Source organism: Trichocoleus sp. DQ-A2 (genome assembly GCF_039961915.1).
Lineage (GTDB): Bacteria > Cyanobacteriota > Cyanobacteriia > Cyanobacteriales > FACHB-T130 > FACHB-T130.
Window position 1 is genome coordinate 211,338 of record NZ_JAMPKD010000010.1, and the last position, 15,043, is coordinate 226,380.

Consider the following 15,043-nt stretch of genomic DNA (forward strand, 5'->3'; position numbering starts at 1 on the left):
TCAACTTGCGGTCAACTTGCGGACTTTTTAACTAGCTGGTAAGTCCGCAAACACCTTCTCTACTAGCTGTCGCGCTTTAGCGTCCAAGAGGTTCCAATCTACATCGCCAGTGTCCTCTTCAATTAAGCTAGTATCAATCTCAATTTCCTGATTTTCTGGGTGAGCGATCGCTCGATCGTAATTCCGAAAACAGACTTGATAACAAAGTTCCCATAAATCAACAGTAACTTGCTGGTCTTGATGCTTCAAACAAAGGAGATAACCAGGGTAAGGATTAGGCATCGCCATCAAAGCTTGTTCTATCTCCGAAGCTTCCTCTGGAGAAGCAGATGCAAGCTGTTCTCTTAATAACGTAAAAGTGGTTTTAGTTTCCTCCGGCGTCCCTTCAGGCCAAATCAATACATCTTGGTAAGTTCCCTTCCAGCTTGATTGGTCTAGCTGTTTGCGAATCTGGTCGATGATTCGGATAAAAGCTGGTTGCATGAGCAATTCAGCTTGCTCCCAACTCGTAATATTTGTGAACTTTGGCATCATTTTTATCTTATAAAATTGAAAAAAATGTGATGGAAAAAACTTAAGGTTGAGGTGAAGATGGTGACGAGACTGGAGCTTCTCGCTGTACAGTTTCGACTTGACTAACTTGAAAAATCAAGGTAAAAGGTTGACCCATCTTTTTGGCAACAAATTCTTCCAACAATCGCACTTGTTTAGGAGTTAAAACTTGCTCAGCGCGAACAGTAAGATAAACTTTAGGGGGGTTTGTTAACCAGTTGGACTCAGTTTTAACCAGTTCTACTCGCTGAAAAGTAATCGTATTCTTCAGTAGCGCCTGCTTCAAACTCGCTTCTAGTCGGGCTTGCCGGAGTAATTCTACAAAACTGATCCCTAAAGGAATCAAAAGAATCGCTGTCAAGGCAAGCGTCCAACTTAGGGCTTTCCTTGCTTTCGCTAGAGGGGTGTAGCCGGACAATAAAAAAGTCAGCATACAGGCAAGGGTAATCCCCAGCAAGTTCGTCATGTACAGCAGCGCTGCACCCAGACTCAGCGACCAATTCGCTTGGGCAAGCCCCAAACCAATGACACAAACCGGAGGCATCAGCGCCACAGCGATCGCTGTCCCCGCCAAAGTCCCAGAAATTTTGGGCTGCACTTTCGCAAAGCCACTAATGCCTCCAGCGACCACAGCAATTCCCAAATCGAGTAGAGTCGGTCTAGAGCGAGACAGCACTTCGCTGCCAAATTCTGGGAGTCCGACAAAGGAACCCAGAAGCATCGCTAAAACAATCGCCAGACACGTCCCCACGACGACCGCAACCAACCCTTTGCGAAACAGAATTACGTCGCCTTCTAAAGCGGCAAAGGCTAATCCGCGAATAGGGAACATCAACGGGGCAACGATCATCGCACCAATAATGACAGCCGCACTGTTAGTCAACAATCCCAAAGTAGCGATCGCGCAGGAACCAATAATCAACACGATGTAGTTCAAATCCATCGTGGATTCTTCCAACAGCCCCTCTCGCTGCACGCCTAACTCCTGCTGTGCCTTTTGTCGCCATCGCCGATATTTCGACCACTTCCAATGAATATTTTTTAGCAAATGAAAATAGTACCTTAAAATTCTATCTGAAGCCTGATAAAAGCTCCGCTTGATGCTCAATATTCACAATGATCGCAATCCCCCCGCAAAATTCAGCTACTTCTCTGGGTGGAAATCAGCAGTGAATTATCCGTGTTTACAGGCACGCTTCCCGAACGCTTCACACTCCAATCTGAAAAAATTAGTGAAATCTTTGACAAACTCTGCGGATTCGTTGGGTTTATCCGAGTGGTATTAATATTGAGCGTACATTCTTTTTTCGGCAGGTCGCACCATGATCGGGCGTTTATTAGACCAGCGTTACCAAGTTGTCCAAGCCTTAGGTGCCGGTGGATTCGGAAAAACCTACATCGCCAAAGACACCCGCCGTCCTGGTGCCCCAACTTGTGTTGTCAAGCACCTCAAGCCTGCTAGTAGCGACCCTCATTTTTTGGAAACGGCTAGACGGTTATTCACTAGCGAAGCCGAAACTCTAGAACAACTGGGAAATCACGACCAAATTCCTAGATTATTAGCCAACTTTGAAGAAAACCAAGAATTTTACTTGGTACAAGAGTTCATCGATGGGCATCCCCTCAGCGCCGAACTCTCACCCAGTTATCGTTGGGAAGAAGGTCAAGTCATCCAGATGCTGCAACAAGTCTTGAGCGTTTTGGAATTTGTCCACTACAACGGCGTCATCCACCGCGACATCAAACCAGACAACTTAATCCGACGCAACTCAGATAGCAAGCTAGTTTTAGTTGACTTTGGCGCAGTCAAGCTACTGCGAACTCAAACACTCATCAATCAAGCACAAGCCAGTGCCACCGTTGCCATTGGCACTCCCGGCTATATGCCAACCGAACAAGCGCAAGGGAGACCCCGCCCCAATAGCGATATTTATGCTTTGGGTATGATTGGCATCCAGGCGCTGACGGGGCTAATGCCACTGCAATTGCACGAAGATCCTCAGACAGGTGAGATCCTCTGGCAGCATCTAGTGGCGGTCAGTCCAGGGTTGGCAGGTGTTTTAACAAAGATGACCCGCTACCACTTCAAAGACCGCTATCAGTCAGCAACGGAAGCACTACAAAACTTGCAACAGCTACTCTATGGGGGTGGACAGCCAGGAGTGGGGGTTGGATATCCACCCATCGAGTACACATCCGCTCCCCCTCCGCCCCCAACTCCACCGTCTGAACAGAAAACCTTTGCAGTCGTTCCTCCACAACCAACACCACAACCTACTCCAAAAGCAATCAGTCACGAGTACAATCGTCCTGTTGTTGCTCCCTCGTCTAATAAATTTCCCCTAGCGATGGGGATCGGGGTAGCTATTTTGGTATTTGCGGTAGGGGGGGCTATTGCTCTTTATCAATCCCAACCCAAGAGTAATGGAGGGTCTAAGAGCAATCCGAATGAAGTGGTAGACAAAGTACAAGAGACTTGCAAAGTTTCGGATGGGCCATTAAATGTACGTTCTAGTCCTAACGCTTCGGTAGTAGGTAGCGTCAAACAAGGGACGATTTTATCTGTTACCGGCACTGCACGAAATGGTTGGGTGCCGATTAGTTCGCCGCTCAAGGGATGGGTATTTAGAAAATATATCGATTGTGGCTCATCGGCCTCAACGCCTACCAAGCCCACTCCAACAACGACTGCCAAACCCTCTCCAGAAACGCCGAAACCTACCGTCGATCGGGGGCGGGAGATCATCGCCCAAGCGACGGAAAAATTTCAAGCGGGTGATTTCGACGGCGCGATCGCTCTCGTTAGATCCATTCCCACTAACAGTTCTGCTTACGGACAAGCGCGGGAAGCGCTGCAAGAGTGGTCTTTGAACTGGTCAGTTGCACAAGGGATATATCGGGATTCCCAAAGAGCTTTCGAGCAAGGTCGGTGGCAAGATGTAATTGCCGCTGCAAACGACCCTGGACTTCCCCAAATCCGGTATTGGCAAGATCGGTTACGCCAATTAGCTGCACAAGCCGAGCAAAAACAGAACGAACAAACACCGTCTCCCAGCCCCAGCGAAAGTCCCACCGAGAGTCCTAGTCCCACTGAAAGCCCTAGCCCGATTCAGAGTCCGAGTGAAAGCCCTCGCCCCACGGAGAGTCCGGCAACTGAGCCTTCCTTGTGACGACACTCAGATAAGTGCTAAGCGATCGCTTTCCGCTCAAATCGGGCACATTTCCCTACTTGCTCTCATCGGGAGGTGGAGGGAAAGGCACCAGCGCCGCTTGGAAGAAATAAACGCGACCGCAATATTGCGACCTGTTAGAACAGATCGTTTCTATCGCCACATTATTGACATTAGTAACATCAAATGACATGGAATCTTTCTGTCCAGGAGCAATCGTGCGAGAATGCTTACGCTGTCCATCTAAATAAATATTGACCGTGGTGGGAGGACTACCGCTGTCGTTATCCCGCATTCCATATTCCAAATTCAGAGTTTGGAAGTAAGTGTCATAACCCTCCGGCATGATTCTACAGGTCATCGACACAAAAGCATTGCCTGGGGCCAGACTGAGACGGCTGGTGTAGACGGCTCTACCCACAGCAACATCTGACTTATAAGGACGCCAACGACCAGGGCCAGTACTCACGCATTTAGTCTCTGGGAGAGAGACCGTACGCCGTGCCTGTACAGCTTGATTGCCCAGAGTCGCCAAGACAAAGGACAGCAGCCCGCCAACAAGAAGTTGACTGATCAACTTGGTTTTTTGCATGGAGAGATCGCCAAGTTAAAAGGTAACAATCTTTACTAATGATACCGAATCCCCAGCCCCTGAATTGGCACCGACTCCAATAATAATCAGAATGCGAGCGTTTGGGTTAGAGAAAGCGCGATCGCAATGGGCTGACTGACAAATCAGATCGGACTGAAGGCAAAATCCCGGACTTCTAAGAATTCCGGGATCTAAACCGCTGGCATCTCACCACTCAAATAAGACTGCAATATAAAATGCCTGCAACCCAAACCCCTAAGAGAGAGCGCTAGTGGGTGCTAAATACCCTAGCGGCAGCAGCAACACCGGCACCAGGAGTAAAGCCTTCGTATCCGACTTCTCGCAGTGTCGCTTCCAAAGCGGCAACGGCAGCGAGAATATCGCGATCGCTCACAAAACCCAAGTGACCAATCCGGAAGATTTTTCCTTTGAGATGGTCTTGTCCGCCAGCCAGGACGATGTCGAACCGCTTTTTCATCACGCTACGGATTTGCTCCGAATCCACCCCAGTCGGTGCCACAGCGGTAATCGCCGGACTGCCTGCACCTTCAGGTGCAAACAGCGGCAACGAGAGCGCATTCATCGCCTCGCGGGTGGCAGTCATCAGCCGTTGGTGACGGGCAAAAATCGACTCCAAACCCTCGGCCTTCATCATTTTCAGGGCAACGTGCAGCCCCACAAATAAGTTCACCGGAGGGGTAAAGGGAGTGGTGTTTTTGGCGGCATCTTTGCGGTACTTGCCCAAATCCAAGTAGTAGCGGGGCAACTTAGCCGTTTTGTAAGCTTCCCAAGCTTTCGGGCTGACAGAGACAAACGCGAGTCCTGGGGGAATCATGTAACCTTTTTGGGAGCCAGACCCCACCACATCAATGCCCCATTCATCAATCGGCAGATTAACAGCTCCCAAGCTGGTAACAGCGTCAACGATCATTAAAGCTTCACCGTGGGCTTTAACATGACGATTGATAGTTTCCAGGTCGTTGAGAACGCCAGTGGATGTCTCGCTATGGGTGACAATGACCGCTTTGATTTGTTTATCTGTATCGGCTTCGAGTTTTTCCCGGAATTGTTCTGGGTCGAGGGCTTGACCCCACTCAGCTTTTACCGTATCAACATTCAGACCGAAAGCTTGGCTAAGTTCCGCCCAGCGATCGCCAAATTTGCCATTACAGCCAACCAAAACGCGATCGCCTGGACTCAGGAAGTTAATGATGCCAGCTTCCATCGCCCCCGTGCCACTGGCAGTTAACATCAGCACGTCATTCTCGGTTTGGTGCAACCATTTCAGGTTTTGCGTCACCTCAGCCATCAGTTTGCTAAATTCACTGCTGCGGTGCCCAAATGGATGCTTGGCTAAGGCGAGTAATACCTGTTCCGGCACTGGTGTTGGGCCGGGAATCATCAACATTAACTTATCGTCCATCGATCTGTCCTTAAACTTGAAGAGCGCATACTCCAGAATCGCATATCTTTTCCAATCCATTCACCAATTAGCAATCAGCTTTTTAGCTTTTCGGAGTAATTGAGTAATCGATAGTCAGTAGTGGGTAATCGGTTTACAGTCTCTTTACGAGCTAGTACTGACAAGTAAGGAGTTAATAACTACTAAAAGATTGACAAAAAGCCAAATCTTTACTCTAATTTCTCCGGTGGGATTTTTCTTAAAAAAGCGGGAAGGTCTACCTGTAAATGTTTGTTGGGTTGAGGAGATGATAAAGGAGTTCGGTTGATTGGCTGAGGAATCTCAGCCACAGTTGGGGGTTCTATTGCCATCAGCAGTTCTTCCAGATCCTCAGGGCTATCTGCTAGCACTCGTTGCAAGAAATCCTTTAGTTTTTGAGCGCTACGAAGGCTAGCATTGCAACGGTCTTTCCAGTACTGGATGGCGGCTTCGTACTCATTTGCTTGCTGGGCTTGCATGAGAATTTGCTCTTGCAGGGTCGCGGTGTGAGTTTCTAATTCGGTTGTCTGGGCTTGATAGCGATCGCGCGACTCTGCTAAGTCGTGGCAAGCTTGTTGTAATCGAGCCTGAATTTTAGCTTGCTTGTCTAGCTGGTTTTCTAGGTCTTCAATCTGGCGGTGAAGAGCTTTAATGGTTGCATCCTGTTCACCAACCAAGTCTTCAGTCTCGGAAAGGTTTGCCAACAGTTGTTGCTGTTCTTCCAAAGTTTCGTTGGCTTCTTGGAGTTGATCTTCTAGCTGATTGATAACTGTAGCGCGATCGCTACATCGACGGTAAAGCGCCTGCATTTGCTGCTCCTGCTCTAGCGCCTGCACCTCCAAACGCCTCACTACAGTTCGAGCTTCCAGAATTTGAAATTCTAGCTCCTGCACTCGTTGTTGCTGTGCTTCTAAGGCTGTTTGTCGGTTCGCTAGCTCTTGTTCCAGAAGCGTTTGACTGTTTTGGATAGTCTGCCGGCTCTGAGCCAGCTGCCTCCGCAAACGTCCTAATTCCCCTTGCTGCGCCTCAGCTAAAGTTTCGATCGTCGCTAACAATTCTTGAACCGTTTCCTCTTTGAGAACCGCTTGCGATTGATGATTCTCTAGCGCTTGCTGCTGCTCGAAAAGCTGTTGCTTGAATTGATCGAGCGCCCGCTGTTGAAGATTCGCGGCTTCCTCTGTCGATGCCAGCTGAGTTTCTAAAAGATGTTGCTCGCTCAGTTGGAGCCTCAACTCACTGACACAAGCTTGGGATTCCTCCAACGCCTGCTCTAACTGATGAATGCGAGCTAACTGCTGCTGTTCTTGCGAAGGCGATCGCGCCAATTCCAGCGGTTCTGGAGGCTCCAGTTCACAGGATTGCCCTTGTGAGTCTTCTAACGAGGGTAATTCGCTGGGATGAGGCTGTGGAGTAGCAAGAGCATCCTTTGCCTCTGCGTCTGCTGAAGCTTCCTTTGAATTTAACCAAAAACGATCGGCTGAATCTGGTTCAGTCACTCCGAACCTCCCAGAAGTCAATAACGGTCTTGGAGCATCCAACAGCCATCTCGCATTTCCGAGTGATGAGTTAGCAGTTAGCAGTTCTCGGAGCGTTTATCACTGTTTATCACTTAAGTAAGTAGAAAGCATTGACCCTAATTTTAGGGCTTTCCGGCGATTTTTCTGTATTGAGGACGAAGCATCAGTGCCAGCATCTAGGCACAGAATTCAGGTATTTAACAACTCTGGCTTCGCCCCACACCCTTTCTAATCTCAATACCTTTTATACCTTGGGTTCTCGGTGTCCGGTGACAATATCTGGCGAAGGTGGTTGATCGAAGGCAATGTTATTCAGAGACCAACGGTAATCAATTGGTAAATTTGCTCGTTCGCAAGTTTGTTCGAGTTGCTTCTGTTGAGCCATTGCTTTGCGAAGAGTACCGATCAGCTGGTGAACTTGCTCCCGCACTGCCGGTTTTTGACTAACGGCGAACGAGGTGTGGCGTTCCAACACTTGCAGGAGTAATTCGTAGTGGATACGAGAGGGAAGAGGAATTGGCTCCATGAAACCTAATTTACCTATAGGGGTCAAGATATTGGGCAAGGATGAGGCGGAAGGGGGAATGAAAAAGTTCTTTATTCAATCTTTCATCCTTCCTCCTCCCTCCTTTATCCTGCAAAAGGGTTTTCATTCTAGGAAAACAGCTTGGCGATGCCAACAGCAGGGTCGGACTGTTTCACCAAGGACTCACCAATCAGCACCGCATCAGCACCCGCTTGCACAACCAAGCGAAGGTCAGATGGCGTGTGCAGACCCGATTCGCTAACGACAGCGATCGCCCGATCCCGCAACTCGCTACCTCGCGCCGCTAAAATCTGGCAGGTTGTTTGTAAGTCTACGGAAAAATCTTCCAGATTGCGATTATTTATACCAACTAGGGTAACGCCTTCTAAGGAGAATACTCGGTCTAATTCTGCTAGAGTATGCACTTCAATCAGCGGTGTCATCCCCAAAGCATTGGTAATTTTGACAAAGTATTGGAGGTCTTGATCGCTGAGAATTGCTGCAATCAAGAGAACGGCATCGGCTCCGTGGCGTCGGGCGAGATAAATTTGGTAAGGATAGATTAGAAAATCCTTACATAAAACGGGCAAGTCTACGGCAGCGCGAACAGCCGTCAGATTTTCAAAACTCCCTTGAAAAAATTTTCGATCGGTCAAGACTGATAAACAGCTGGCTCCTCCTTGCTGGTAAGCAGTCGCGATCGCCACTGGGTCGAAATCTTCCCGAATCACACCTTTACTGGGAGAAGCCTTTTTGACTTCTGCAATCAAGGCAGGTTTTGTCTTCCCTTGCCGCAAAGCACCGATAAAATCACGAGGTGCAGGTGCAGACTGCACTTGACGCCGCAACTCCACTAAGGGCAGGCGTTCTCGCATCTGGTCAACTTCCGTTTCTTTTTGCCAGACAATTTCCTCCAGAATGTGGCGGGGTTTGGCATCAGGTACGGCAACCTGATAGCGTAAAGTGCTGATAGCAATCGATGGATTTGGGGGACGGCGGCGAATTTGCATATTTCCTAGTTTGGCACAATTATTCATGGGGAATGGGGGCTTAGTAGGGGTCATTTGTCAACGGTGATTCGTCATTCGTCACCAGCAATCGACGAATGACAAATCACGAATGACTCTTCTCCCTAATGAGAACCTACAGCCCGTTTGTAAGCTTCATCCAATACTTCTGAGAGGGTAGGATGTGCGTGGACAAAATATGCCAGAGTCTGGACAGAATTGCGTTGAGCGATCGCGTTTGCGGCTTCGTGAATCAAATCCGCTGCATGCATTCCGATGATGTGGACGCCCAGCACTTCGCCTGTATCTTTGCGGTAGATGACTTTTGCCATCCCGTCGGCTTCCCCTTCTGCGATCGCTTTCGAGTTTCCTTTGAAATAACTCTTCGCCACCGCGACTTCAAACCCCTCCTCTTTCCCCATGTCTTTCGCCGCCAGTTCCGTCTTGCCGACAAAGCTAATTTCTGGGTGAGTAAAGGCGGCGGCAGGGATGCTGTGATAATCGATCAAACGGTGACGCCCGCAGATATTCTCTACCGCCACGACGCCTTGAGCCGACGCCGCATGAGCCAGCTGCATCTTGCCCGTAGCATCTCCAATTGCCCACAGGTGAGGCACGGGTTCGCCACTTGACAAGACTGCCATCCGGTCATCGACGGGGATAAAGCCTCTATTTGTCTCAACGCCGATAGCATCCAGCCCCAAGTCCTTAGTATCCGGAATGCGACCTGTAGCAACCAAGCAAGCGTCTACTTCTAGCACGTCCACAACTTCTTTCGTTTTGGCGTCGGCTAGCTCAATGACCACGGGAGAACCCGGTTTAACACTCTTCGCCAACGTGCCTACTTTCGTTTCAATGTCACGCGGCTTAATCAGCACTCTTTCGGCAATCGTGGCAATGTCCCGGTCAAACCCAGGCATCAGCTGGGGTAACGCTTCAATCATGGTGACTTCAGCGCCTAATGCAGTGTAAACATCTGAAAATTCTAGACCAATGTAACCGCTGCCAATAATCGCAATCCAGGAAGGTAGCGACTCCAATCTCACGCCGTCATCGCTGGTAAAAACAGTTTTGCCATCAATTTCAATTCCTGGTGGAACCCAAGGAATTGACCCAGATGCAATGATAATGTCTTTTGCCGTAACGGTTTTTTCACCCGATCCCGTGCTGATGGTGACTTTTTGCGGTCCCGCAATTTTCCCCCGACCTTGGAGAATTTCAACGTCCAGCCGTTTCAAACTGTTTGTCAAATCGCCGCGAAGCTTGGAGACAAGGTTGTTCGCATGGTCTGCGATCGCTTGTCGGTCAAACTCAACGCCTGCAACTTGAATCCCCAGCGATTTCAGATGGTGGGCATTGCGTAACTCTCGCACTCGACCGGATGCTGCCAACAAAGCTTTAGAAGGAATGCAGCCCCGATTCACGCAGGTGCCGCCCATATCGGCTGCTTCCACAATGGCGGTTTTGAGACCGCAGGAAACGGCGTGTAGGGCAGCGCCATGTCCGCCGACACCGGCTCCAATAATCACTAAATCGTAATCAAATCCTTGAGTCACGTTACTCTCCCCTAGACGACGATGCCCTCCTCATTTTCAGCTTGACCAACGGTGAGCGCAAGTCCCCAATCGGTTGTGGAGTGAAAGAGTGCAAGTTATTCTCCTTACAATTTTCTCTAAAAAAATTACGAATGAGTCATCCCTTCAGCCGCGTGTTATATCTTAGAAACTAAAAGAAATCCAGCGATCGCTCGAATTGAGCGATCGCTGTCAATTACTAGGGTGCCCTGCCATCAAAAGCAGTGTTTGTGGAACCAGCGTAATGAATCAGAGTGACCAAGACCATCGTCGCGCCGCTGATAAAGCGTTTAGCGAATCGCTTGAGCAATTGCAGGATTTATTGGAATTGCCGGACAATCAGACGGCTCGATCCCAGTCAGAGTCGGACAGCGGTAATCATCAAAAAGAATTGACTGAAGCAGATGAGCTGGAACAAGCCGCTGCTGACATTGAGGAATATATGCAGAAAAAGACTAAATCATCGGGGAACGGATAGCAAGTAATTGGTTGGGAAAAGCGAAAAAAACACTAACCATTGTTGACCCATAACTACTGATGAGCGCCTACTTCCTAACTTCTGCCATTCTGACGCTTTACTTCGTACAACATCAAAGCAGCTGCTACAGCCACGTTTAGCGACTCGACTCCTGGACTCAGGGGGATGGTCACTTGCACCTGTGCCAGTGAAACTAACTCTGAAGACAATCCAGCACCTTCATTGCCCATCAAAATCAGCGTGGGACGGCGTAAGTCTACCTCCCAGTAGGTTAAAGTCGCACTAGGCACAGTTGCCACGACTTGCATTCCTCGTTCCCGACACTGAGAGATATCTGCGATCAAATCGGAACTGATCCGCATCGGTAGCCGAAACCATTGTCCAGCAGAGGCTCGCAGCACCTTTGGATTGTCCAGATCCACACTATCTTCACTGACACACAACCAATCCGCACCCGCAGCGGCGGCAGTACGAATCATCGTGCCGAGGTTGCCGGGATCTTGCACGGTTTCCAAAATTAGCCCCAAACCCGTAGCTGGCAATGGGGACACCTGGCGGCTCATCCGGGGTGCCGTAGCGATAACACCATCAGGTTGAATCGTGGTAGCGATCGCTTTCAGAACTTCCTCGCTCACCACTTCAGCCCTTTGACATCGATTACAAGCTTTCTCCCACAATTGCTGGTGACGCTCCTGCCATTGAGGCGTAGAACAGACCGTTTCTAACGGATAATCAACCGCACAAGCTTCCTCTAGCAAATGCGTCCCTTCCAACAAAAATATTTGCTGCTCCCGCCGTTCCTTGGAGCGATGTAACTTGCGAATTTGCTTGACCAGAGGATTCTGGAGACTCGTCAACATCAACAAGAATTAGGACTGAGGACTGAGGACTGTAGGACTGAGAAAGTGTCAAAAGGCAAGAAAGAACTTTTTCCCAATCTGGCAAAGGATTGAGTTCTGAGTGTTACTAAGTGACGAAATTCTTTATTAGCGTCTGACTACCCTATCTCGATCGCCACTTTTTTCTACTCAGTCCTCAGTCCTGATACCTCAGTCCTAAAAATGCGGAACCCGGGACTTGAACCCGGAAGTCCTTGCGAACACTAGAACCTGAATCTAGCGCGTCTGCCAATTCCGCCAGTTCCGCTGACGTCTGGATTTATACCACCGATTTACTATCTTGCAACAAACCCTAGAATTTGTCAATACCTTTTATCCGGAAAAGTGAACCGATACAAGGTACAATGCTTCATCGACTGACAATGAAGCGGGATTGCTAATCTAGACATTTAAAATCTTTCCTGTAGAATCAAAACCAAATTTAAAAAAAAGCCACCCTATTCCGTGAAATTTGGAGGACAGACCTATTAACCCCCCTCTCAGCCTGACCGATACTTACTCTCTGCCCGAAGAAGACAAGTCCGTTTTGCACATTTGGGGTAGAGCTTCCTTGCAAGGGCACGTCAAGATTAGCGGCGCAAAGAACGCGGCACTAGCGATCATGGCAGGAGCCTTGCTGTGTCCTGAAGATTGCCGAATCCGTAACGTTCCCTCGCTTGTCGATGTCAAGCGCATGGGTCAAATTCTGTCGTCCCTAGACCTGAAGCTGGAATGGAATGGCGACATTCTCGACATCAACGCTAGCCACATTGGACAATCAAAAGCGCCCTACGAGTTAGTTTCTCAGCTACGAGCTAGTTTCTTTATCGTTGGACCGATGCTGGCGCGACTGGGTGTAGCAAAAGTGCCACTACCTGGCGGTTGTGCTATCGGTGCCAGACCCGTCGATCTTCACGTCCGAGGTTTGCGGGACATGGGGGCAGATGTCCAAATTGATCATGGGATGGTCAATGCCCATGTAACTGGCAGCAATCGAAGATTAAAGGGAGCCAAAATTTATCTGGACTATCCCAGTGTTGGTGCGACAGAGACACTGATGATGGCGGCAACCCTAGCAGAGGGAGAAACAATCCTAGAAAACGCCGCCCAAGAACCAGAAGTCGTGGATCTCGCTAATTTCTGCATTGCAATGGGAGCCAAGATTCGCGGTGCAGGTACCAATACAATTGTGATTTCTGGTGTTCCCAGCTTACATTCTGTAGATTACAGCATCATTCCCGACCGGATTGAGGCGGGGACATTGCTCGTTGCAGGAGCAATTACCCATTCAGAACTAAGTCTGTCCCCAATTATTCCAGACCATCTCACGGCTGTGATTGCCAAGCTGCGGGAAATTGGAGCGACGGTACTCGAAGAAGCGCCCGACTGCCTGCGGATTATCGGAGGACAAACACACACGGCAACAGATATTGAAACATTGCCATATCCTGGATTCCCCACGGATATGCAGGCACAATTTATGGCATTGCTGACCCTCAGTGAAGGGGACAGCGTGATTAGCGAAACGGTTTTTGAAAACCGATTGCGTCATGTGGCAGAGTTGAATCGCATGGGTGCAGATATTCGCGTGAAAGGCAATCATGCAATTGTGCGGGGTGTGCCAATGTTATCGGGGGCACCTGTACTAGCTACTGATTTGCGTGCTTCGGCGGCGTTGGTTTTGGCATCGCTGGCGGCAGAAGGAAAAACAATCATTCGAGGATTGCAGCATCTAGATCGGGGTTACGAAAAACTGGAGGATAAACTACGGCAGCTGGGAGCTAAACTACAGCGGGTGCAGGATGATGACAGTTTGCCAGTTGAAAATTTGAAGGTTGAAGGTGACAGCCTGCCGGTTGAAGGTTTAAAGGTTGAAAGTTGAAGGAAGGGTAATCGGTAATGGGTAGAGTGATGAGTAATGAGGTATTCATTCAAAACTCATAACTCAACACTCATAACAATTACCTTTTACCGAATTGTCTATTCCTTCACAATTTCTGTCAGCGCTGGTTTTAGGGTTGAATACTGATATTCAAATCTTTGGGACAAGGTGCGTTTTGGAAGAACTTGTTGCCCTTCCAAAACGACTTGGGCACCATCTCCTAAAAGACCTTCTAAAACAAAGCTGGGAACTGGTAGCCAGGAGGGTCGATTTAAAACTTCTCCCAAAGTTTGAGCCAATTCGTTCATCCGGACTGGATTCGGAGCTGTACCGTTTAGGACACCTTCAATTTCCGGATGGCTGAGTGCAAATAGAATTAGATTCACTAAATCGTCTCGGTGAATCCAGGAGAACCACTGACGCCCTGAACCAATGGGGCCACCAGCAAACATTTTGAAGGGGGGAAGCATTTTGGCAAGTGCCCCTCCCATTCCTAAGACAATTCCAGTTCGCACAATTACCAGTCGCGTGCCGCTGTCTTTGACTTTTTGGGCTTCTGTTTCCCATTCTTTACAGACAGTGCTGAGAAAATCATTACCGGCTGAGCTAGTTTCATCAAAGGCAGCCGTCTCGCTGGTGCCGTAGTAGCCAATTGCAGAAGAATTAACTAAGACAGCAGGCTTGGGATTCGCTTGATTAATTGCTTCTACAATTTTTTGCGTCCCTAGCTTTCGGCTATTTAGGATCGTCTGCTTTTGTTCTGGAGTCCAGCGTTTTTCCGCAATCGGTTCTCCTGATAGATTCACCACAGCATCGCATCCAGCAATGGACTGTTGCCAGGAGCCTGATTCAGTGGGTGTATATGCAATGATTTCGAGATTGGGATAGGTGTTGGCAGGAAAGACTTGCTTTGCTTTAGCAGGGTTACGACTGAAAACCAAGATTTGATTTCCTTGAGCGTGTAGTCGTTCTACCAGACGAGAGCCGACAAATCCAGTTGCTCCTGTAATGGCTACTTTCATGCTTCTCTCGTTGCCTCGCTATCGGGGGTTTTTTTCGTGTCGCTGTAAGCCATACCATTGACCTCAGCATAGCGATTCATAAACCGCATAAATCTCTCCCAGTGGTCTTCTCGCTGAATTTCAAATTCGCAGTCCAACCGCTGAAAATCATCCCCTTCTGGCCCGCTGAAAACAAATTTTACAGAAGAAGGCTCAACGCTTATTTCACCTTCTTCATCCGTTAATCGCAGCCCATTAGAAAACTTATTTTTAAAGCTGTTGAATTTTTCTATGGCTTTCAGCTCGTTAAATGTCATCAATACCGTGCGGACTCCAGAACTGCGATTCCGCCGTAAGCTGACGTTACCGATTTCTTCAGGAATCCCTTCAAAAAATTGAATTAAGGGTGTATTAGAAGTCATGCA

The 15,043-nt window shown here is 48.7% G+C and carries 14 protein-coding genes and 1 tRNA gene; 3 read left to right on the plus strand and 12 right to left on the minus strand.

All coding sequences use genetic code 11. The features are described from left to right. Window positions 1-27 precede the first annotated feature (27 nt). Window positions 28-534 (minus strand): hypothetical protein, encoded by a 507-nt coding sequence (locus tag NC997_RS12420; protein ID WP_190525734.1) that lies wholly within the window; start codon window positions 532-534, stop codon window positions 28-30. Window positions 535-574: 40 nt separating this feature from the next. After that, a complete protein-coding gene (locus NC997_RS12425) occupies window positions 575-1,600 on the minus strand; it encodes a DUF389 domain-containing protein (RefSeq protein ID WP_242031294.1) in 1,026 nt (341 codons plus the stop codon). 274 nt (window positions 1,601-1,874) lie between these two features. Between NC997_RS12425 and NC997_RS12430 the strand changes: the two genes are divergently transcribed. After that, on the plus strand, window positions 1,875-3,722 hold the full coding sequence (locus NC997_RS12430) for a serine/threonine protein kinase (protein ID WP_190525736.1): 1,848 nt from the start codon (window positions 1,875-1,877) through the stop codon (window positions 3,720-3,722). Window positions 3,723-3,777: 55 nt separating this feature from the next. On the opposite strand, the gene NC997_RS12435 is transcribed toward NC997_RS12430, so the two are convergent. The 6 genes from NC997_RS12435 to lpdA form a co-directional block, all read right to left on the minus strand. Beyond that, the gene (locus NC997_RS12435) at window positions 3,778-4,314 is read right to left on the minus strand and encodes a hypothetical protein (RefSeq protein WP_190525738.1); all 537 of its coding nucleotides are present in this window, start codon (window positions 4,312-4,314) and stop codon (window positions 3,778-3,780) included. Between the two features lie 268 nt (window positions 4,315-4,582). Then, window positions 4,583-5,737: an alanine--glyoxylate aminotransferase family protein gene (locus NC997_RS12440; protein WP_190525740.1), complete on the minus strand. Its 1,155-nt coding sequence runs from the start codon at window positions 5,735-5,737 to the stop codon at window positions 4,583-4,585. A gap of 209 nt (window positions 5,738-5,946) precedes the next feature. Next, on the minus strand, window positions 5,947-7,251 hold the full coding sequence (locus tag NC997_RS12445) for a hypothetical protein (RefSeq protein ID WP_190525742.1): 1,305 nt from the start codon (window positions 7,249-7,251) through the stop codon (window positions 5,947-5,949). 265 nt (window positions 7,252-7,516) lie between these two features. Beyond that, on the minus strand, window positions 7,517-7,798 hold the full coding sequence (locus tag NC997_RS12450) for a DUF5340 domain-containing protein (protein WP_190415523.1): 282 nt from the start codon (window positions 7,796-7,798) through the stop codon (window positions 7,517-7,519). 128 nt (window positions 7,799-7,926) lie between these two features. Further along, on the minus strand, window positions 7,927-8,808 hold the full coding sequence (trpC, locus tag NC997_RS12455; protein ID WP_190415738.1) for an indole-3-glycerol phosphate synthase TrpC: 882 nt from the start codon (window positions 8,806-8,808) through the stop codon (window positions 7,927-7,929). Between the two features lie 122 nt (window positions 8,809-8,930). Beyond that, the gene (gene lpdA, locus NC997_RS12460) at window positions 8,931-10,361 is read right to left on the minus strand and encodes a dihydrolipoyl dehydrogenase (RefSeq protein WP_190525744.1); all 1,431 of its coding nucleotides are present in this window, start codon (window positions 10,359-10,361) and stop codon (window positions 8,931-8,933) included. Window positions 10,362-10,623: 262 nt separating this feature from the next. Here lpdA and NC997_RS12465 point away from each other — a divergent pair, with 262 nt between their 5' ends. Next, window positions 10,624-10,857 carry a hypothetical protein gene (locus NC997_RS12465; RefSeq protein ID WP_190525746.1) on the plus strand — a complete coding sequence of 78 codons (234 nt, stop codon included), beginning with the start codon at window positions 10,624-10,626 and terminating at the stop codon, window positions 10,855-10,857. A gap of 74 nt (window positions 10,858-10,931) precedes the next feature. Here the strand turns inward: NC997_RS12465 and NC997_RS12470 are convergent, their stop codons facing one another. Together NC997_RS12470 and NC997_RS12475 are read right to left on the minus strand one after the other, a co-directional pair. Next, the gene (locus NC997_RS12470; RefSeq protein WP_190525748.1) at window positions 10,932-11,717 is read right to left on the minus strand and encodes an RNA methyltransferase; all 786 of its coding nucleotides are present in this window, start codon (window positions 11,715-11,717) and stop codon (window positions 10,932-10,934) included. A gap of 202 nt (window positions 11,718-11,919) precedes the next feature. Further along, a tRNA-Leu gene (locus NC997_RS12475) sits at window positions 11,920-12,003 on the minus strand. 204 nt (window positions 12,004-12,207) lie between these two features. Here NC997_RS12475 and murA point away from each other — a divergent pair. Beyond that, a complete protein-coding gene (gene murA / locus NC997_RS12480; RefSeq protein ID WP_190415530.1) occupies window positions 12,208-13,617 on the plus strand; it encodes a UDP-N-acetylglucosamine 1-carboxyvinyltransferase in 1,410 nt (469 codons plus the stop codon). A gap of 98 nt (window positions 13,618-13,715) precedes the next feature. Here murA and NC997_RS12485 read toward each other — a convergent pair whose 3' ends face one another. Then, complete coding sequence (locus NC997_RS12485) at window positions 13,716-14,639, minus strand: TIGR01777 family oxidoreductase (protein ID WP_190415532.1); 924 nt, start codon at window positions 14,637-14,639, stop codon at window positions 13,716-13,718. After that, window positions 14,636-15,040, minus strand: a complete 405-nt coding sequence (psb28, locus tag NC997_RS12490) for a photosystem II reaction center protein Psb28 (protein WP_190415533.1) — start codon at window positions 15,038-15,040, stop codon at window positions 14,636-14,638. Before psb28 ends, NC997_RS12485 begins: the two co-directional genes overlap by 4 nt. Between the last annotated feature and the right edge of the window lie 3 nt (window positions 15,041-15,043).